The sequence below is a fragment of the Colwellia sp. SU-HH01172 genome, assembly GCF_057553355.1.
Window position 1 is genome coordinate 178426 of the sequence record NZ_BAAJMB010000004.1, and the last position, 20535, is coordinate 198960.

A 20535-nucleotide genomic window follows, 5' to 3' on the forward strand; every position below is an offset into this window, starting at 1 on the left:
GAGAATATGAAAGGAGAGCATTCGCTCTCCTTTTCTAATAGCGAGGTTCCGGATCATTTTTTAGGTTTTGGTTTAGGGCTGAGAACTGAACACTTTCAAGATGTTCTTGATAACAAGCCAGCGATTGACTGGTTTGAAGTGGTTTCTGAGAACTTTATGGTTGACGGCGGCAAACCCAAGCATTATTTACATAACATTCGCGAACACTATCCGATGGTGATGCATGGCGTATCTTTGTCGATAGGCTCAACAGACCCGCTTAATTTTGATTATTTACGTAAGTTGAAAGTGCTGACCAATGAGTTGCAACCTGAATGGATTTCAGATCATTTATGTTGGACCGGTGCTCATGAAAAAAATAGTCATGACTTACTGCCATTGCCTTATAACGAAGAAGCCTTAACGCATGTTTGCCAGCGTATTGAACAAGTGCAAGAGTTTTTAGGTCGACCAATATTGCTGGAAAATGTATCGAGTTATTTAACCTATAAAAACTCTGAAATGACCGAATGGCAGTTCTTCAATGAAGTGGCTGGTCGCTCTGGTTGTGAAATATTACTCGATATCAATAATATTTATGTCAGCGCTCGTAATCATGATTTTAAGCCGCAAGATTATCTTAATGGTATTGCTAAGGAAAAAGTGAAACAATTTCACTTAGCAGGACATAGTGACTATGGTGATTATGTTATTGATACTCATGACCACCCAGTAGCAGATCCTGTTTGGCAGCTTTATCAACAAGCATTACAGCGTTTCGGTTGGATAAGTACCATGATTGAACGTGATGACAATATTCCACCTTTGGCTGAATTATTAGCAGAAGTTGATACAGCAAGAGCGATTGCAACAGAAACCTTGGGAACAATTCCGTCGCGAGCAAGATAATTTCCAGCAAGGTGAATGACCTAAATTATTGTTGGCTGTTAAATCGGCAATCAAGTTACTCTTAAAATGATAAGTAGAGAATAAAATAACGTGAGTGAAATTTCACTGCAGGCATTGCAGCAACAAATGATGAATTATTTGATCAATGATGAATTAAGCGATCGTGAGCCAAATATAGCGCAGCAAGTTGAAGAACACGGTGGCATTAGCCGTGATGCTCGCTTGCATATCTATAAAAATGCTTATCAAATGCGCTTGAAAGAAACCATAGATAACGACCATCAATTGTTAGGCTTGTATTTAGGAGATGACTTGTTTGATCAAATGGTTGACGGTTATATCAAAGCTTACCCGTCTAATAATACCTCATTACGCAATTTTGCTGACTTATTACCGAAATTTCTTGCCAACCATACCCCGTTTAGTGATTACCCCTTAATTGCCGAACTGGCGCATTTTGAACGTTTATTAATGGTGGCATTTGACGCTGCAGACAGCGATCGTTTTACTCGCGAGTTACTATTGGAAATTCCTCATGAACAGTGGCCTGATTTGGTTTTTCGATTTCATCCCAGTGTACAACTTACTCACTTCAACTTTAATACCGTTGAAACTTGGCAGGCACTAAAGCAAGAGCAAGCGCCTGCGCCCGCTACACAATTGATGAGTACTTGGTTATTGTGGCGTAATAAAGAGCGCCTAACTCAGTTCAGATCAATATCTCAGCAAGAGCAGGGTTTGATCAATATGATACTACAAGGGCAAAACTTTGCTGATTTATGCGATGCCTTGTTATCTCAAACACCTGAGGAAGATGTGAGTCAATTGGCGTTGAATTATTTGTTGACCTGGATAGATGACGGCATATTGGCGAGTCGTTGATAACTTGTCGGTACTTTCCGTTAGAAGTTGTTGAAACCGCACAAGCCTTGCGGGTTAAAAAAACGCTACACCTAAGCTTTCTTACGCTTTTCTTACATTTTCCCAACAAAGTATTTATTGCTAGTCGTCTATAATATCTATACTTTATAGATAGTCGAAGCGGATAAAAATTTACCTTAATTTAACTTTCATGACAGTGAATTACTTTAAGTATTTTATCATAGCGTTCATTAACAATAGCGCTAGCAAACTTTATGGAAATCAATTTATTGTATATGAGCAAGTATTTTTCTAAGCACATTATTGTTGCTCTTTCATTTTTTGCGTTGTCAGGCTGTGCATCACTACAATTTGCTGATCTCTTTCAAGGTTATAGTAGCCAAATGAAGCCGGTAAAAGCAGCGCAGCGCCAAGGCGACTTTGTTAAAGCACAAAATATATTAGGCGAGCGAGCGACTAGCAATAATAGTTATGTACTGAATTTACTGGAAAAGGGGCGATTACAATTTTTAGCTGCTGATTGGCAAGCGAGCCAAAAAACCTTTGCTCAAGCCTATGCTGAGATTGAACAACAACGTAATAAAGCGAAAATTCAAATCAGTAAAGGTATCGAAAAACTTGGTGCCGTAGTAAGTAATGATAATGTTATTTCTTATCAAGTACCTTATTACGAGCAGGGCATGTTACATAGTTATCAAGCGTTAAATTATCTATTTCAGCATGACTTAGAAGGTGCGTTAGTCGAAATTCGTCGTGCGAATTTGGTGCAAGAAAATGCCTTGAAAGCGTATCAAGATGAAATTTATAAAGCACAAAATGAGCTTTATAATTCAGGTATGAGTACCGACAGTTTGGATAGCACGTACTCGAGTATGGCCGAGAGTATTGGCGAAGTTAAAAATGGTTTTCAAAACGCTTTTACTTTTTATCTTTCCGGTATTTTGTATGAAGCCAGTGGTGAGTTAAATGATGCATATATTGACTACAAGCGAGCGATAGAAATATATCCAGAGAACCATTACTTGCAACAGGATGTTTTACGCTTAGCAACTGAGCTGGACATGCAAGACGATTTAGATAATTTTCAGCAACGCTTTGGCGAGTATCAGTCATCGGGTGCTAATAGTCATGGCCAAGTGGTTATGCTAGTTGAACAAGATATTGTTAATAGCAAACAAGATGTTGGCTTAAATTTACCGGTAGGTCGTAGCAATCGAGGTTTAAAGTTTTTTAGTTTCTCTTTACCTGTTTACCGTGGTGCGTTGCCGCAGCATAGCAATTTAATGGTGAGCCATAACGGGAAAGTATATCAGTCAAATGAAATTGTTCGCATTCAATCGTTAGCGGCAAAAGATTTACAAGACCAATTACCGGCGTTATTAACGCGGCAAGTTGTTCGAGTTGTTGCCAAAGAGCAAATGCGACAAAAATTGAACCGTGAAGCGGGTGATGTTGGCAATATATTAGCCAGTATATATAACATTGCTTCTGAACGAGCAGACACTCGAAGTTGGTCAACACTGGCGGATGAAGTTGATATTGTGCGAATGAATGTACCTGCTGGCCAACAAGTATTGCAAGTACAAGTGCATGGGAAAATGCAAAATATTGAAGTAAACGTGCAAGCAAACAGAATAACCTTAATAAATTTTTCTGCTATCGGTAACTATACCGGTTATCAAAGTATTAATTTATAAGTAAATGAAAATTTCTTGATCAAATAATGATCGAACAACGAAGCAGTCAGGAGGAATTATGTTAACTAGCTACAACCCGAAAAGAACAAAGAATAAGCTTATATCGAGCTTAGGCGTGATATTACTTAGCGCTTTTGTCATTGTCGGCTGCGCCAATAATAAACCTCCTGTGACCTCAGGCACAGGCACAAGCCCGATGACTCAAGGTGATGATTTCAATAAGCACCTTGAAATACATAACGATGAACTTGCAGAGCGTTTATATATAAGTGACGTGAAATCACGTAAAAACAATGGTTTGCTAGAAGTGAACTTAGAACTGATCAGCCGCTACGAAAAATCACAAAAACTGCAATATCATTTTAACTGGTTTGATAGTGATGGCTTTGTTATCGAATCAAGAAAAACGTCATGGAAGCCTCTAGACTTACATGGGCTACAGTCAACCACATTACGAGGTTTAGCACCAAATATAAATGTTAGTACGTTTAATATTTATGTTCGTGAAATACCTGAAAAAGCATACGAATATTAATAGTTAAGGAAAAGAATTATGAATAAATTAGCACTGATAACTACCCTAGGCTTAACACTAACGCTTGCCGTTGGTTGTGCTAACAAATCTGTAGTGCGTTATGGTGACGCTACGGCCGTTGAAACCACAGACATTAACTTTGGTTCAACTGATTTGCAAAAAGTTGCCGCTGAAATGACCGATTCATTACTACTTTCGCCAGTGGTGGGCACTTTAACGCAAAATAAACGCCCAGTAATGTTTGTTGAACGTTTGAAAAACAAAACCAGTGAGCACATTGATACCGAGTCAATTACCGACTCTATTTCAACTAAATTGTTACGTTCAGGAAAATTTCGTTTTGTTGATATGGGCCGAGTAGAAGCTGCGCGTGCGCAACTTAAATTCCAACAGGAAGGTGGTATGGTTGATCCAAACAAAGCCTTACAGTTTGGTCGTCAAATCGGCGCACAATATATGTTGTACGGTAACTTATCGAGTATCGTAAAAAGTAATCAAGATAAGTCAGATGTTTACTATAAATTTACCTTACGTTTAATGGACCTTGAAAGTGGCTTGGTTGAATGGGCAGACGAAACAGAAATTCGTAAAACAAAAGCGAAAGAATCAGTTGGTTGGTAAGTTTTAGCTAGCGTCAAAAGAGGCTGGCTAAATGATGAATAAGGAGAGCGGTATGAAAGCTTTTTACCTATCGTTAATGTGTTGGCTGGCATTAATACCTTTTGCTCACGCCGATTACGACAGAAATAAAGCGGTGCCTGTTGAGCAGGTGCTGTTTGGACAAGTTCTTTCAGTGCGCAATATTACTGAGCAAGAATTACTTCGAGATAAAAACCAAGGCTGGAAAACCTTTGGCGGCGCACTTATTGGTGGTGCCATCGGTAATCAATTTGGTAGCGGCAGTGGTCGAGATGTTGCAACAATTTTAGGCGCTATTATTGGTGGTTCAGTTGCTCACAATCGCAATCCAGAATATCGAGAAAAGACACTGCATTTAGTCGAACTGATGATCAAAGTTGAAAATGGTGATGAATATATGGTGGTACAAGACCTCGATCGTCGCATGTTATTTCAGCCAAAAGACCAAATTCGCATGATTTATTTGGCTAATGGCTCGGTACGTATTGATAAACAAATGTAGCTTGGTAATTTTAAGTTAAGCACTCCTATGCGATAATTTGCGCTTTATTTGATGAAAAAATACAAAAGGATAGCCGAGTGTTAGCAAGTTCTATCGTGGTACTCGATTTTGAAACCACGGGGTTATCACCCGACCAAGGTGACCGTGCAATTGAAATTGGAGCGGTAAAATTGGAAAACGGTATTGAGGTGGATAAATTTCAAGCCTTGATGAATCCAGGGCGACGCATTAACGGTTTTATTGAAAACTATACCGGTATTACCAACCGCATGTTGGCGACTGCGCCACCTTGTAAACAAGTGATGGCGAACTTTGCTGATTTTATTGGCGATAGTAATTTATTGGCGCACAACGCTTCATTCGATAGTCGCTTTTTAGCGGCAGAATTTGCCCGTATTGGCCAAGATGTTATCGGTGAATTTAGCTGTTCGTTGTTAGTTTCTCGTCGTATTTATCAAGATGCCCCGAACCATAAACTTGGCACCTTGATTGACTATAAAAATATTGCCGCTGATGGTAATTTTCATAGAGCATTATTCGATGCCCAAATGACCGCTAAGCTTTGGCTTAACATTCTTGATGATATTAGTGAAAGCTACGGGGTTGAAAATATACCTTTTAGTTTAATTCAGCGCGTTGCGAAAACACCAAAAGCACAAGTCGCTAAGGTGTTGAGTCGATACGCTAATACCTTGAGTTAGCTGTCAGAAAAAGTAAGGATAGCGAAAGCTACCCTTTGTATTTGCAAATTATTTAACTATTTTCTTTGATTATTCGACACCTGTGATCAGGCCATTGTCGAGTAATTCAACATCATTTGCTGCTGGGTGTTTAGGTAAGCCTGGCATCCGCATAATGTTACCAGTTAATACCACTAAAAAACCTGCGCCAGCATTGATTTGAATTGAACTTACCGTGACTTCAAAATCACGAGGCCGGCCGTGTAGCAGTGGATCGTCCGACAAGGAACTGGGTGCCTTGGCGATACAAATAGGCAAATGGGTTAAGCCTAATTGCTCGACATGCTTGAGATCTTTTTCCGCTTGTTTAGAAAACGCTACGTCATCTGCGCCATACATGGCTTGACTAACAATTCTTACCTTCTCTAATACCGGTTCGTCTAGTTGATATAATGGGATGAAAGGTTTGCTTTTATCAACTGCTGACATGACCATTTTTGCTAAATCAATTGCACCTTTACCACCTTCTGCATGATGACGAGTTTCAGAAAATGAAACGCCTAATTCAATACAACGGTTGCGAATAATGCCAATTTCGTCATCTGTGTCGGTGGCAAAACGATTTAGTGCAACCACCGCATGTTTATTAAAAAGCGCGACACTTTCAATATGTTTATCTAAATTTTCTAAACCTTGTTGAACCGCAGGAGTATCTTCTTCAACTAAATTATTCTTGTTTTTCCCACCGTGCATTTTTAAGGCGCGAACAGTTGTCACCAGTACCACAACGTCGGGGTCTAAATCGGCAATACGGCATTTGATATCAAAGAATTTTTCTGCGCCTAAATCAAAACCAAAACCGGCTTCGGTAATTGCCCAGTCGGCATGATGCATCGCCATTTTAGTTGCGATAACACTATTGCAACCATGGGCAATATTGGCAAATGGACCACCGTGAACAAAGGCAGGTGTGCCTTCAAAACTTTGCACTAAGTTAGGTTGTAATGCATCGCGTAGTAACGCCATCATGGCGCCAGTAATTTTTAACTGCTTAGCAACGACTGGTTCACCTTCGTAGGTATAACCAATCAGCGTGCGGTCTAAGCGTTTTTTAAGGTCTCTTGCGTCATTGGCTAAGCAAAGCATTGCCATCACTTCTGATGCAGCGGTAATATCAAAGCCACCTTCGCGAGGTATACCTTGCATTTTCCCGCCTAAACCTAAAACAATTTTTCGTAAACTGCGATCGTTCATGTCCATCACGCGACGCCAAACGATTTGTCTTGGGTCGATATGTAAGTCGTTGCCTTGATAAATATGGTTATCGATTGCCGCTGACAATAAGTTGTTGGCACTGGTGATGGCGTGAAAGTCACCAGTAAAATGTAAGTTAATTCGATCGCCTGGCATAATTTGGCTATAACCACCGCCCGTCGCACCACCTTTCATACCTAAACATGGCCCTAGAGAGGGCTCTCTTAACGCCAAGCATACTGATTCATTTAACTGAGTAAATGCTTGTCCTAACCCTATTGTTGTTGTGGTTTTACCTTCACCTGATGGTGTTGGTGTAGTGGCAGAGACCAAGATCAATCGGCCTTTTTTGTTTTGTGGTTTTTTTAATGCGTTAACATCAACTTTTGCGATATCTCGACCATATGGGTTTAAATCTTCCGGTGAGATATTTAATGCGTTACTAATTTCTGTTATCGGTCGGGGAGTAAATTGTTGTGCAATTTCAACATCGGTGGCCATATGCTTTCCTAATTTTTGTAATAGTTATTAACGTTAGTGAAGCTAATCTATACTTAATTTACCGAGCAATAGTTGATTTGCAACAAAAGCTATACGATTTGTTGATTTATAAAGCGGCACATTAGTAGCGTCAGCTTTCCACTAAGAAAGTTACAAGGTATTATCAATTAAGATTTTTATTGAGTTATTTATTGTTAATTAAGTATGAATATTAAGGCATCAGTACAAGTAGTTTCTCCGGTAGACCCCGCAACAACTGAACTGAGTAAGTTTCGTTATCAATCGGGCAGTCGAGAGCTGCAACGTGATCACGTTATTATTGAACAGCCTTTGCAAATACGACTGTTGTGGAAATTAGCGGATCATGCTGAACATTTAAGTCAAGTATTCTCGATTACCATGCGCACGCCGGGTGATGATAAGGCGCTGATTATTGGTTTATTGCTTTCAGAAGGGGCAATACAAAACTATCAGCAGATAACTAGCATTTTACCAGAAGTTGACGACGAAGAAGCCAATTCATCTAATGGTGTCATTACTGAGAACCAGTGGGAAGTGAAACTAAATACCGGTGTTGTGCCTGATATAAAGTCACTTGAGCGTTTTCAAGTTACCTATAGTAGTTGTGGTTTATGCGGCACGACATCATTAAAATCGTTAGAGTTGAAAAATCCACCGAGCTTAAGCCAAACAAAGCATTGGTTATCATTTGAGACAATATGTTCAATGCCAGAGCGTATGCGAGTAGAGCAATCTCAGTTTGTCCAAACCGGTGGCTCACACGCGGCGGCTTTATTTAATGGTTTAGGAGAGGTGGTTGATATAAAAGAAGATATCGGCCGCCATAATGCTTTGGATAAATTACTGGGTGCTCGCTTGATGCAAAAAGACATCAACTCATTGCAACATTGTGTGCTGGTGAGTGGCCGAATAAGTTTTGAAATTGTTCAAAAAACCGTGATGGCTGGTGTTGCTGTGCTTATAGCCGTTGGTGCGCCATCTGAATTGGCAATATTAGCAGCGAAACGTTTTAATTTAACCTTAATTGGCTTTACCACAAAAAGCGGATTTAATTTATACCATGGTGATTGGCGATTATTGCCATTGGAGGAAAAATGTCAAAAAATTTAACGGCACTGGCAAAACGCCAAGGCATTGACCACACGTTATTTCAAGAGCTTGCCATTGGTGAAGATTCCAAGTCAAAAGCGGCGCGTAAAGCGTTAGCGAAAAAATTATTGATTGGTGAAGCCGTTGTCCATGGTACCGCCAGTTTCTATGATTTTATTGATGGTGACAATGCCAATAAAAAAGCCTACGTTTGTAATGGCTCGTCATGTTTATGTGCTGAAACTCAAACGGATGTAATGACCAAACTGCAAACGCATTTCCAAGTGGATGAAATTGGTCATGTGACTTGCTTAGGTCGCTGTGCAGAAAATAGTGCCTTCCAAATAAACCAAGAAAATTATTCTGGTAAAGATATTGAAAATCTTGCGGAAATTATTGACGCGGGAAGTATAAAGTCATTAGAGCATTACTATGTTGCATCTGATTTAGCACAACCGATATTGACCGCAGAAATTGACGACATAGCACAATATTATCAAGTCTTCTCAACTGAAGTTGCCCAGTTTTCTGCTGATGAATTATTGCAAAAAATTACTGATTCTGGCCTTCGTGGTCGTGGTGGTGCTGGCTTTCCTACCGGCTTTAAATGGCGTTCATGCCGCGACGTAGTTGGCGATGAAAAATACATAGTTTGTAATGCCGATGAAGGTGATGCAGGCGCTTTTAGTGACCGTTACCTTTTAGAGCAAAGACCACATTCTGTATTATTTGGCATGTTAATGGCGGGATATTTGTCAGGCGCGGAAACTGGTGTGCTTTATATTCGTGATGAATACCCGCAAGCTATTCGAGCAACTGAACAGGCTATTGGCGAGTTTGAAGCTCTAGAGCTGTTAAAAGATTTACCGTTTAACTTTAGCTTTAAAATTATTCGTGGTGCTGGCGCTTATATTTGTGGTGAAGAAACCGCGTTATTACGCTCTATTGAAGGACAGCGACCGTTAGTGTCGGTGCGACCTCCTTTTCCAACGCAAAGTGGATTATTTGGTTGCCCAACCATACTCAATAATGTTGAAACTTTTGCTTCCATTAATTTTATTTTGAGTAAAGGTGCAGAGCAATATTTAGCTCTGGGCAATGGCAAATCGACGGGTAGTAAACTGGTTTCGTTAGATGGCAGTTTCAATAAACCGGGTATTTACGAAGTGGCAATGGGCATGCCATTAGCTGAACTTTTTGCACTGGCGGGTGGCTTTGCTAGACCTTTAAAGGCGCTTCATATTGGTGGGCCACTCGGTGGTGTGGTACCTATTTCTGCCATTGAAAAATTGACCATAGATTTTGAATCATTTACTGAAAATGGTTTTTTACTCGGTCATGCTAGTGTGATTGGCTTGCCTGAGTCGCTGTCGATGATTGACTATATCGAGCATTTGTTTGAGTTTACCGCCGCTGAGTCGTGTGGTAAATGCTATCCATGTAAGCTGGGCTCAGTTCGAGGTCAAGAAATGGTGCAAGATGCCATTGCTGGGAAACAGTTGCTTGACCGAGCGTTGCTTGATGACTTACTTGAAACTATGCAGTTGGGCTCGTTATGTGCTTTAGGTGGTGGGGTACCTTTACCTATTCAAAATATCTTACAGTATTTTTCAGACGAAATTCGCCCTTACATTAAGCAAAGTGTGACTACATCGGAGCAAGCTCATGTCTAATTCTATTGATAAAAAGATTGCCTTCTTAAATGGTGTTGCCCATGAAATAACCGCCGGTGAAACTGTACTCGAATTTAGCCGTCGGCTGGAGCAAAGTGAACAGCATAAAATTCCAACTTTGTGTGATGATACTCGACTTGATGCTTACGGAAGTTGTCGAGTTTGTTCAGTTGATATTGCTTTATCGGCCGATGGTCCGAAGAAAGTTATGGCATCTTGTCATACGCCAATTTCAGATGGTATGCATGTTTTTACTAATTCAGCACGGGTGGATAAATTACGTAAGAATATCGTTGAACTGGTATTGAGTGACCACCCAGATAACTGTGAAGAATGCCCATCAAATCATTATTGTGAGCTACAAGATGTTGCCGTTGCCACAGGTGTTAGAGAAATTCGTTTCGGTAACATAGAAAGTCGTGGCAAGCAGAGTAGTGATACTTTGCCGGCGGTAAGTAAAGATGATGACCATCCCTATATGCGAATGGACTTGTCGTTATGCATTGATTGTAATCGTTGTGTACGTGCTTGTGATGAAATTCAAGGTGAACAAGTACTCTCTGCCGTTGGTCGTGGTTTTGATACCCGCATAATAAAAGGCCAAGATGTTAGTTTTGATGATTCTGATTGCGTCTCCTGTGGCGCCTGTGCACAAACTTGTCCAACCGGTGCGATTAGCGATGTCTTTCGAGCCAACAGAACACCAGATGCGGAAAAAATTCGCACCATTTGCTCGTACTGTGGTGTGGGTTGTAATTTAGAGGTATCGGTGAAAGATAATGAAATTTTATCGATAGAGGCACCAAAAGATGCGGCGGTCAATGCCGGACATACTTGCTTAAAAGGGCGTTATGCGTGGCGTTTTTATAATCATCCCGACCGATTAACCACACCGTTAATTCGTCTTGATGGCGAGTTAACGCCAGTGTCTTGGGCACGGGCATTTGAATATTTAGCCGAACGTTTACTGTCGATTAAAGACAAGCATGGCAGCGATGCTATTGCAGGTATTTCATCAGCACGTTGTACCAACGAAGAAAATTACTTATTACAAAAAATGATCCGTGTGGTGTTGGGCACTAACAATATTGATTGTTGTGCGCGTGTTTGTCATTCACCAACTGCTTATGGCATGCAAAAAAGCTTTGGTACTGGCGCGGCAACAAATTCAATTGATGATATTAAAGACACTGAATTTATTATGCTTATTGGTGCTAATCCAACAGCGGCGCATCCGGTGACTGGCGCGAAAATAAAGCAAAAAGTTATGAAAGGTACGCCGCTAATTGTTATTGACCCAGTAGAAACTGAACTGGCGCGTTATGCGCAATGGCATATTCAATTACGCCCAGGCACAAATGTTGCGGTATTGAATATGATGGCGTATTACATTATTGAGGCAGGGCTCGTTGATACCAGTTTTGTCGATAGTCGCACGGAAGAATATCAAAGCTATCACGATGCCATTATGGCGCTTAATATTGAGCAACTTGCCGAAGTGGCGGGTGTTGATAAAGCGTTAGTGCGTGATGCTGCTATCGCATATGCCACCGCGAAGAATGCCATGAGCTTTCATGGTTTAGGTGTTACTGAGCACTCACAAGGCAGTCGCGCAATTATGTGTATTGCTGACTTAACTATGCTAACCGGTAATATCGGCCGTCGTGGTGTTGGTATGAACCCTTTGCGTGGCCAAAACAATGTTCAGGGCGCAGCAGATATGGGGTGTCAGCCGCATCAAGGGGCAGGATATTTTCCTGTTGATACTGATGAGAACCATCAATATTATCAAGAGCATTATAACGCTGATATGCCAAAAGAAATTGGCTATAAAATACCTGAAATGTTCAATGCCGCACTGGCGGGGGATTTAAAAGCGTTATGGATTTTAGGTGAAGATGTCGTACAAACCGATCCGAACCAACAACATGTTGTCGCTAGCCTTTCAAACTTAGGCTTACTGATTGTTCAGGAAATCTTTATGTCTGAAACCGCGAAAATGGCTGATGTTGTGCTGCCAGGGACATCGTTTTTAGAGAAAAGTGGTACTTTTACTAATGGTGAGCGCCGAGTACAAAAAGTTAATGCAGTGGTTACGCCTAAAGCTGGCTGTAAAACCGATGGCCAAATCATTGTTGAAATGATGAATGCTTTGGGTTATCAACAGGCAGATTATCAAGCAGATACTATGCTTGAGGAAATTTCACAAGTGGTACCATTTTTTGCTGGTATTACTTGGCATAATTTAGGTGAAGATGGTTTGCAATGGCCGGTGGAAGAAGGAGGCAAGGATACGCAAATATTGCACCTTGAATCATTTAAACGCGGTTTAGGACGTTTTCATTTTTATCCATTTGAAGAAAGTGTTGAAATTGAGAAAAATGGTCAGACATTTCCTTATATACTCACTACCAGTCGTAATTTAGAGCATTACAACTGTGGTACCATGACGCGACGCACAGGTAACGGTGATATTGTCAGTGAAGATGTGTTGCTAATTAATAGTCGAGATGCTGCGCAGAAAAATATTATCGATGACAGCCAAGTGAGATTATTTTCAGCTCGTGGCGAAATTGTCTTAAAAGCACAAGTTAGTGACAAGGTTAATGAAGGTATACTGTTTACAACTTTCCACTTTCCGGAACTGATGATCAACCGAGTGACCGGCGATGTTACCGATAAGCACACTAAGTGCCCGGAATACAAAGTGGTTTCTGTCGGCATAGAGGCAGTTTAATAAAAAGCGCTGAACTTCCCATAGCAAAATTAGCGAGGTGGTTGCTCTGCCGTCTCGTTATTTTCCACTGTCGATAATTGCTGTTTAAGCCAAGATATTGCACTCTCGCGTCCTAGCTCTAGGCCAGAAAACTCTTTAATGTTTAAGTTGTCCATGTGGCGCACAAATTGTAAATCTTTGGTTTGTTGTTCATTGGCCATACTGTAGTTAATGATGGCTGCTGCGGTTAAGTTTTTAGCTGAGCCAATACAAAGTAGCGCTTCATATGCATAGCTATAACTATTAATTCTATTGACTAAAACGGCATAGTTTTCAGTGAAGTGCTGGTTCATTATCGCGTCGTATTCTTCCACTAATTCCAGTGAAATTTCTACACCTTGATTAATGACAACCTCTGCGATATTTGGGGAAATTATTTTGATCTGACCAAAGCTAGTAGTAATGCGCATAATCTATTTAGCTCCTAGGTTACGTATACAATTATTTCAAACAGCTGTTTTATTCCTGAATGTAAATATAGAGCATATTGTACATTTACACCAATTATCATGTTAATAAATGTTACCGACAAGGCCAAAGTGTTTAATTTTTGTTGTCTGTTTGTTTCTATTTTTCTTGCTCTTTGAATGCGGGCTTTACAATTGATGCTAATTTAGCGTGTCCGATTGTCGATATAACGTTGATAATCAGGAATAGATTTTTGATACTCACTATCAAATAAGGATGAATTAATCATTAAGTCTGCCGTTGCTTGGTTACAAGCGACGGGAATATTCCAGACTGCCGCTAAACGTAATAGGGCTTTTACATCAGGATCATGAGGTTGTGCTTCAAGCGGGTCCCAAAAGAAAACCAGCATATCGATTTCTTGCTCGGTGATCATAGCGCCAATTTGTTGATCACCGCCTAACGGACCGCTGATCAATTTATTGATAGCTAATGTCGTTTCAGATGCTAATAAACTACCTGTGGTGCCCGTGGCATATAAGGTATGTGGCCTTAGCTTATCACTGTAATGTTGGCACCAGTTTAGTAAATTTGCTTTCATGTTGTCATGTGCGACTAACGCGATAGATTTTAGTTTTGCCGCTGTAACTTGTTGGTAATGCATACTTCCCTCGAGTCAAAATAATTATTGCTTTTTTCAGTTTGGCACGACAAGGCTAATTTGAGCAATAAAGTTAATTTATAGCTTAGCTGTTTCTCATCTTAGCTTTCTTCTGTATGCTGATTATAAAATATATTTAATTAAGCAAAAACAGGAGTTTAGTTTGTCTGAAATTGCTAGGGACAGGGTCAAAGGCTTGGCCTTAAAGCTCAGTGATGATAGCGAGTTAAGGTCATCACAGCGGATATTATTAACCGAAAAAACGTTACCTAAATTAGGAAAAGGCCAAGTGTTGGTGAAAATGCTGGCAGCACCCGTTAATCCTTCTGATCTAGTTTACCTGTTAGGTAAATATGGTTTAGCGCCCAACAATGGTGCTTTTGTTGGCTTTGAGGGTTGTGGCATTATTGTTGATGCTAACGCCGGTGTTTACGGGCGCTGGCTAAAAGGTAAACGTGTCGCGTTATCTGCTCAACCTGGCAGCGATGGCGTTTGGGCTGAATATGCAATAACGAAGGCAAACTTCTGCTTACCTGTGCGTAAAGAGTTAAGTGACGAACAGGCGGCGACCATTATTGTTAATCCATGTACTTCGGTGTGTATGGTTGAACGTGCAATTGAGTTGGGCGCAAAAGCTATTGTTATTAATGCGGCAGCTAGCCAAGTGGGTAAAGGAGTTATTCGCTATGCAAAGCTTAAAGGTATAAAAACTATCGCGTCAGTGCGAAGTAAAGCTAATGTTTCGGTATTAAAGAAACTAGGGGCGGATACCGTCTTATTAACAACGCAAACGGACTTTGATGAGTGCCTAAAGCAAAGTGCCAAAACCGTTAATGCCACGGTTCTACTTGATGCGGTAGCGGCAGAAGATACTCCTAAGTTGCTAAAAGCAATGCCAAATAGTTCAACGGCTATAATCTATGGGCGTTTGACGGAAACATATGATCCCCTCGGTGGCCTATTTAGTGTCGCTGATGTGATATTTCGAGACATTCGTATTGAAGGTTTTTGGTTGGCAAAATATATTGCTGATGCCTCGCCATTAAAAGTGTTGGCGTTAAGCTCAAAAGTACAGAAGCTATTTGCGCAAGGTATTTTTAAAACGGATATTTATGCCAGCGTTGGTTTTGACGATTTTGCACAAGCACTTGATCATTACGCGCTGCATAAAAGTGACGGTAAGGTGCTATTGAAGCCACAGCAATAGGGGCTTTAAAGATGTCATTAACAACTTAGACTAAGGCTTGGCAGTTTGTAATGCAGTCTTAAATCTTATGCACTAAGCAGTTATATCAGCAAAGCTAGCCTTGAGTGTTTTACGCAGAGACTCAGGTGCTAGCTCTATTTCTAAACCTCGTTTTCCGCCACTAATAAAAACTGTTTGTAAAGCGTTAGCACTGATATCAATTACCGTTTTCAATGATTTTTTCTGTCCTAATGGGCTGACGCCGCCAAGCACGTAGCCGGTCGAATTTTGTACTTTATTGGCTTCAGCCATTTTCACTTTTTTAGCATTGAGTGCTTTTGCTATTTTTTTTAGACTCAGTGAGTGGGCTACCGGAATAATTGCCACGGCAAGATAGTTATTGTCAACATCAACGACTAAGGTTTTAAAGACAACTTCTGTCGGTACGTTTAAGTTTTCAACGGCCTCAAGTCCAAATGATTTGCAAGCCGTATCATGTTGATATTGATGCAGTTGGTAACAAACCGCTAAGTTATTTAGTTGCACAATTGCCGGTGTCATTTTAAGGACTAATATCCGTTTAGTTTTTATGGTTCAAAATTTAGTGTTTAGTAATGTTTGCTGATATTTCTTGTGCTAAGAGTGATGTTGCTTGGCGCATTTTCTCCACCGCGTGAGGATAACCATTATCATCTAAGTCGACAAACAAATTAAAGTTGTTGGTTTTGTTCATTTGCTGTGACATAAGCTTATTATTTATTGTATAGCTACCAGTTAGTAATACTTGTGATTGATGGGTGGCTTGAAATGCTGATACTTTAATAATGATATCCGCATCTTTATTGGCATTTATGTCTGCGCTGACAATAAAACTAAGGCCATTTTTGTTATTATTTAAATCATGGCTTAGTGCTTGTGCTAATCCTAAATTTAACGGCTCTGCCCACATATGAAAATGAGAGTAGTGCAGTTGGTGATCGGAAAGCTGCAATACCAAGCTAGGTTGTGCCAAATACTCAGGTAGTTCAAGTAAGGTTACCGATATTGCCGGCTGTTGCTCATTTGTTGTAGCGTTTAACGCTAAAGTGGGGCTGTTAAGTAGATAATATTGTGTTTTTGGCGTGTTATTTGAAGTACACGCCGTTATCGAAATAACAGACAATAAAGCGAGCATTAATATTGTTTTCATTGTTGGGCTCCATTGCGTGTTGTCGGTACTGGCTCTATTGTTTCACCGTCATTAAATATTAAACTATTGGGTTTATGCTTTAGTTGATTTAATAGCGGCTTTAACTCGTTCATTGTGGCGGTTAAGGTTTTTAAGGTGATGCGCAAATCTTCGTAGCCTTTTGAACCAGACGATAAGTCTTTAGTTAAGGCATTTATTCCTTGCAGTGTTTTGCCTAGCTGGTTACTAATTTCTTGTTGCTCAACTTGACTAATCACACTGTCTAAACTTTGACTGACCGCTTGTAGCTCTTTTGCCGTTTGGGTGAATTCTGACATTAGCTGATTGGCATTTTCGCTTAGGTGATTTAGCGGAATATTGTTTAGGTTATCCATAAACTGTTCGGCTTTTGCGGTTATCTGAGAGAAATCATCTGTACTGGTTGGAATGATGGGATAGTTGTCATATTTGGCGATTTCACTGATAGGCTGATCTTTACGGTGCTGTAAATCAACAAATAAACTACCGGTAAGTATGTTACCAGTGCGTAATACTGCCTTTAGGCCATGCTCTATCCAGTAAATGTTCTGTTCAGCCATTAGGTTTTCACCGTCTTCATTATCTGGTAAGCCTACACGACCTGGCTGTAAACTGATCAGCACTGGAATTTTAAAATCTTCTTTGATTAATCTATCCTGAGGACGAGATAAGATTAAGTTTGTTGACCGTACCTTGCCTATTTGTACGCCGCGATATTCGACCGGCGCGCCAACGTTAAGGCCGCGAATAGAGTCACTGACCAGTACCACAAATTCGATTGAACGACGGTATCTTTCATCGTCAGCTGCTTCATAATTTGCATAAATATCGTAGTAGGAACGTTCGCCAATTTTTTCTCCAATCTCCATGCCTTCAGGAATACCAAATGTCACTCCGTTTGTTAACATGGTTTCAAAATTGCCTGTTTTTACCGAGATACCATCGGCATTTAAGTCGAGGCGCAGGCCACTAACATCCCAAAACTTGGTGTTGCTAGTAATAAGTTGATGATAGGGGGCTTTGATAAAAGCATTGTAATAAACCACTCGCTCTTCAAAGTTAAAATAAATATCTTCAAATTGTCCAACGGTTAACCCTTTATAAATAATGGGATCGCCTTTTTCATAAGCAAATTGGTCATTGCTATTTAAGGTTATGTGCAAACCTGGAGTGCCCACTGGCGTTACTGGTGGCGATTCTAATGCGGTAAAACTGTAGCTTTCTTCACCGCCTTCACCTGGAGATATTTCAATATAGACTCCAGAAATAAGGGTGCTGAGACCAGAAACTCCGGCATGAGATATTTGTGGAGAAACCACCCAGAACATGCTGTCTTCAACGAGGAATTGTTCAGCGGTTTTTTTTATTTTAGCGGTCACGATGACACCACTACCCGATTTATCGAGCTCAATGGTTTTCACTTCACCAATATCAACATTGCGAGATTTTATTTTTGTTTTACCTGCTTCCATACCTTCAGCGGTTGCAAATTTGATGGTTATTTCACTGCCTTCATTACTCCATTGGTAATAAAGCATCCAGCAGCCTATAAACACAGCAATAAGGGGAATAAACCATATGGTAGATACGGTTTTTACTGGTTTTACGGTGGCGTTCGGCGTTGAGGTATCATTCATAATTATTTGCATTCTTCCAAATTAATTTCGGCTCAAAACTCATGGCGGCGAGCATAGTGATAATCACTACACCGGAAAAGGCTAGTGTTGCAGCTCCTGGCGTTATACTCATTGTTGGTCCCAGTTGTATTAGGCTTGCCAAGACAATAACAACAAAAACGTCGATCATGGACCAACGACCGACAAATTCTGCTATTCGATACCACTTTACCCTTTCTAAGCTTAACGTATCGCTTTGTTTTTGAACACTATAGTTTAGCCAAGCTAATACTAATATTTTAGCTACCGGTACGATTACGCTAGCAATAAAGATAATAGCAGCGATGGGATATGAGCCTAAGCTCCATAATAAAATGACGCCACCAATGATAGTACTAGGATCTTCTTGACCAAATAGGCTTGTGGTCATGATAGGTAAGGTATTTGCTGGGATGTATAAAATAACTGCGGTTATTAATAACGCCCAAGTTTTTTGTACGCTAAGACTTTTTATATTGGGGTCTTCATGGGCCACTTGATGACGACTTTGTATGATTTCAATATTGTGTGATTTTTCAACCTCACTTAATAACTGATAAAGCTGTTGTTGATCTAGGTGTAGCACCACCAGTGTCATAAATAGGGAAAATAGGGTGAAAGCATAAAATGATAGGCCTAAGGCGATATCAGCCATAGAGATAATTTTTATTAAGCTCACCAAGGCACCAATAAGAAAAATTTCCACCATACACCAAGGTAATAACTTAAAAAGCATATTTAATATTCTACGGCCATGCTTAGGATGTAAACCTTTACTCATAGGTATAAGGAGATAAATGATAGCAAGTAATACTAAGCTCGGAATAGCAAAAATAGTTAATAACTCGATAAGCGCTAAAATTTGATAGTCGTTATCAATTAGCACCCAAAAACTTGCTACTAGATTGAAGTCGTTTTCTAAGCCATTGGTACTAAATGACAAAAATTCAAATGGCAATGAAGCTAATAAAAAAATCAATGCAGTAACGGCAAAAGCTATGATTCGTTCATTAGCGTTTTTATGAATTGTACTCAAGGTAAAACCACAACGAGGACATTGTGCTTTTTGATTTTCTGCCATCTTTGGCACTTTTACCTGTAAGGCGCATTCATGACATTGAACTTCGCCTTGTTGAGATTCTTGGTTTTGCAAATTAGATAAGTTTGGCGGTAGCCAACTCCATTACCTTAATACCTGTTTAAATAAATTAGCATATATTCTCTATGATTTAATTAACAATTTTAGTTAAATAAATCATATTGCAGTTATTGTTAAGGTGTTAACTGTCTTCAAGTGACTATTTTAGCTTGCTATCTGGTGAGTGGTTTATTTACCTAAGTGTTTTGTCATTAATATCCATTAAGATTATTGACTCTCTTTATATGTGAGTAAACAGATATATAAAACTCTTTTGAGATACAAGACTAGATTTATCTCAGATCTTGGTAAATAGTTAAAGTACTCATAAGCAAGAAGTATTTAACATGCATAATGCTAAACTAGAGTGCTTTAGTTTTTTGTAAAGTAAAGGCGTTAATCAGTCTGCTACCTCACAGGTGTTGGCAGAATATTACCAGCTCCTTGAACAATGGAATCAGTTTTGTGACCACAATGTCTTTGATGATTTCTTTCTTCCCGCTAGGCAAGACAGCTTTGATGATGAGTAAAGAATAGTCTTAACCGTTAAATGAACAAGGAGTGTTTATGATGAATCGAGAGCAATTCAATCGCTTTAATCGCCTATCAGAGAAAATACTAAATGAAACGGCCACGCCTTATGAGGTGAAAGAATTCAATTACCTGCCTAAAGAGTGGGATCAGTCAACGGAATTTAACTTTATGAATCGTGTGCATATGCGCAAGATTATTGAGGGGCACCATAAAGAAATATGTTAACGCGAAATCTTACTGAGGTTGTGAACGTGTTCAAGTTCTATTTAACGTTTGGGGTTGAGCTAAGAGCTTTAAATTTATGGAGCTTACCTGTTATATGGATTAGTAAATAAAATATATTACTAAAGGAATGATTATTATGAAAGATATTAAAGATAACCCGATTTTGATAATATTAGGACTAATTGTTACTGCTTTTTTAGCTGGTGGTGGCTCTTATATATATTTAGAAAAAACTATTCAAGATAAGATATCTAAAAAATCTAGTCAGTTAAGTGGTTCTCACATTTTACCGCCGGGAAGTGTTATTGCATATTATTCTGAAGATAATGAAATTCCCCCAAGGCTGGGTCTTGTGTAATGGCGACAATGGAACTCCTGATCTTC

The 20535-nt window shown here is 39.8% G+C and carries 20 protein-coding genes; 13 read left to right on the forward strand and 7 right to left on the reverse strand.

The window, feature by feature from the left end:
* Nucleotides 1–6 precede the first annotated feature (6 nt).
* The 7 genes from bufB (at nucleotide 7) to AC27JP_RS12245 (ending at nucleotide 5844) form a co-directional block, all read left to right on the forward strand.
* Nucleotides 7–888 (forward strand): MNIO family bufferin maturase, encoded by an 882-nt coding sequence (bufB, locus tag AC27JP_RS12215; protein WP_487115970.1) that lies wholly within the window; start codon nucleotides 7–9, stop codon nucleotides 886–888.
* 90 nt (nucleotides 889–978) lie between these two features.
* The gene (locus AC27JP_RS12220; protein WP_487115450.1) at nucleotides 979–1770 is read left to right on the forward strand and encodes an HvfC/BufC family peptide modification chaperone; all 792 of its coding nucleotides are present in this window, start codon (nucleotides 979–981) and stop codon (nucleotides 1768–1770) included.
* Between the two features lie 254 nt (nucleotides 1771–2024).
* The gene (locus AC27JP_RS12225; protein ID WP_487115451.1) at nucleotides 2025–3467 is read left to right on the forward strand and encodes a COG3014 family protein; all 1443 of its coding nucleotides are present in this window, start codon (nucleotides 2025–2027) and stop codon (nucleotides 3465–3467) included.
* 58 nt (nucleotides 3468–3525) lie between these two features.
* Complete coding sequence (locus AC27JP_RS12230; protein WP_487115453.1) at nucleotides 3526–4002, forward strand: YcfL family putative periplasmic lipoprotein; 477 nt, start codon at nucleotides 3526–3528, stop codon at nucleotides 4000–4002.
* A gap of 18 nt (nucleotides 4003–4020) precedes the next feature.
* On the forward strand, nucleotides 4021–4623 hold the full coding sequence (lpoB, locus tag AC27JP_RS12235) for a penicillin-binding protein activator LpoB (RefSeq protein WP_487115454.1): 603 nt from the start codon (nucleotides 4021–4023) through the stop codon (nucleotides 4621–4623).
* A gap of 52 nt (nucleotides 4624–4675) precedes the next feature.
* Nucleotides 4676–5143 (forward strand): outer membrane lipoprotein, encoded by a 468-nt coding sequence (locus AC27JP_RS12240; RefSeq protein ID WP_487115456.1) that lies wholly within the window; start codon nucleotides 4676–4678, stop codon nucleotides 5141–5143.
* 77 nt (nucleotides 5144–5220) lie between these two features.
* A complete protein-coding gene (locus AC27JP_RS12245; protein WP_487115458.1) occupies nucleotides 5221–5844 on the forward strand; it encodes a 3'-5' exonuclease in 624 nt (207 codons plus the stop codon).
* Nucleotides 5845–5913: 69 nt separating this feature from the next.
* On the opposite strand, the gene AC27JP_RS12250 is transcribed toward AC27JP_RS12245, so the two are convergent.
* Nucleotides 5914–7578: a formate--tetrahydrofolate ligase gene (locus AC27JP_RS12250; RefSeq protein ID WP_487115460.1), complete on the reverse strand. Its 1665-nt coding sequence runs from the start codon at nucleotides 7576–7578 to the stop codon at nucleotides 5914–5916.
* Nucleotides 7579–7782: 204 nt separating this feature from the next.
* Between AC27JP_RS12250 and AC27JP_RS12255 the strand changes: the two genes are divergently transcribed.
* The 3 genes from AC27JP_RS12255 to fdhF are packed head-to-tail and all read left to right on the forward strand — an operon-like array spanning nucleotide 7783 to nucleotide 13098.
* The gene (locus tag AC27JP_RS12255; RefSeq protein ID WP_487115462.1) at nucleotides 7783–8709 is read left to right on the forward strand and encodes a formate dehydrogenase accessory sulfurtransferase FdhD; all 927 of its coding nucleotides are present in this window, start codon (nucleotides 7783–7785) and stop codon (nucleotides 8707–8709) included.
* Complete coding sequence (locus tag AC27JP_RS12260) at nucleotides 8694–10361, forward strand: NADH-ubiquinone oxidoreductase-F iron-sulfur binding region domain-containing protein (protein WP_487115464.1); 1668 nt, start codon at nucleotides 8694–8696, stop codon at nucleotides 10359–10361. Before AC27JP_RS12255 ends, AC27JP_RS12260 begins: the two co-directional genes overlap by 16 nt.
* A complete protein-coding gene (gene fdhF / locus AC27JP_RS12265; RefSeq protein ID WP_487115466.1) occupies nucleotides 10354–13098 on the forward strand; it encodes a formate dehydrogenase subunit alpha in 2745 nt (914 codons plus the stop codon). Before AC27JP_RS12260 ends, fdhF begins: the two co-directional genes overlap by 8 nt.
* A gap of 29 nt (nucleotides 13099–13127) precedes the next feature.
* On the opposite strand, the gene AC27JP_RS12270 is transcribed toward fdhF, so the two are convergent.
* Together AC27JP_RS12270 and AC27JP_RS12275 are read right to left on the reverse strand one after the other, a co-directional pair.
* Nucleotides 13128–13547 carry a hypothetical protein gene (locus AC27JP_RS12270; protein WP_487115468.1) on the reverse strand — a complete coding sequence of 140 codons (420 nt, stop codon included), beginning with the start codon at nucleotides 13545–13547 and terminating at the stop codon, nucleotides 13128–13130.
* A 203-nt stretch (nucleotides 13548–13750) separates the two neighbouring features.
* Nucleotides 13751–14209: a methylglyoxal synthase gene (locus tag AC27JP_RS12275; protein ID WP_487115470.1), complete on the reverse strand. Its 459-nt coding sequence runs from the start codon at nucleotides 14207–14209 to the stop codon at nucleotides 13751–13753.
* A 160-nt stretch (nucleotides 14210–14369) separates the two neighbouring features.
* On the opposite strand from AC27JP_RS12275, the gene AC27JP_RS12280 reads away from it, so the two are divergent.
* Nucleotides 14370–15413, forward strand: a complete 1044-nt coding sequence (locus AC27JP_RS12280; protein ID WP_487115472.1) for a zinc-binding dehydrogenase — start codon at nucleotides 14370–14372, stop codon at nucleotides 15411–15413.
* A 72-nt stretch (nucleotides 15414–15485) separates the two neighbouring features.
* Here AC27JP_RS12280 and ybaK read toward each other — a convergent pair whose 3' ends face one another.
* Genes ybaK through AC27JP_RS12300 form a run of 4 tightly spaced genes read right to left on the reverse strand, consistent with a single transcriptional unit; the run spans nucleotide 15486 to nucleotide 19407 of the window.
* Nucleotides 15486–15953, reverse strand: coding sequence for a Cys-tRNA(Pro) deacylase (gene ybaK, locus AC27JP_RS12285; protein ID WP_487115474.1), 468 nt, complete (start codon nucleotides 15951–15953; stop codon nucleotides 15486–15488).
* 40 nt (nucleotides 15954–15993) lie between these two features.
* The gene (locus AC27JP_RS12290; protein WP_487115476.1) at nucleotides 15994–16581 is read right to left on the reverse strand and encodes a PqiC family protein; all 588 of its coding nucleotides are present in this window, start codon (nucleotides 16579–16581) and stop codon (nucleotides 15994–15996) included.
* Nucleotides 16578–18236: an intermembrane transport protein PqiB gene (pqiB, locus tag AC27JP_RS12295; RefSeq protein WP_487115478.1), complete on the reverse strand. Its 1659-nt coding sequence runs from the start codon at nucleotides 18234–18236 to the stop codon at nucleotides 16578–16580. The genes AC27JP_RS12290 and pqiB overlap by 4 nt, the downstream gene beginning before the upstream one ends.
* Nucleotides 18229–19407 carry a PqiA/YebS family transporter subunit gene (locus tag AC27JP_RS12300; protein ID WP_487115480.1) on the reverse strand — a complete coding sequence of 393 codons (1179 nt, stop codon included), beginning with the start codon at nucleotides 19405–19407 and terminating at the stop codon, nucleotides 18229–18231. The genes pqiB and AC27JP_RS12300 overlap by 8 nt, the downstream gene beginning before the upstream one ends.
* 552 nt (nucleotides 19408–19959) lie before the next feature.
* Between AC27JP_RS12300 and AC27JP_RS12305 the strand changes: the two genes are divergently transcribed.
* Nucleotides 19960–20151, forward strand: coding sequence for a hypothetical protein (locus AC27JP_RS12305; RefSeq protein ID WP_487115482.1), 192 nt, complete (start codon nucleotides 19960–19962; stop codon nucleotides 20149–20151).
* A gap of 136 nt (nucleotides 20152–20287) precedes the next feature.
* A complete protein-coding gene (locus AC27JP_RS12310) occupies nucleotides 20288–20509 on the forward strand; it encodes a hypothetical protein (protein WP_487115484.1) in 222 nt (73 codons plus the stop codon).
* Nucleotides 20510–20535 lie beyond the last annotated feature (26 nt).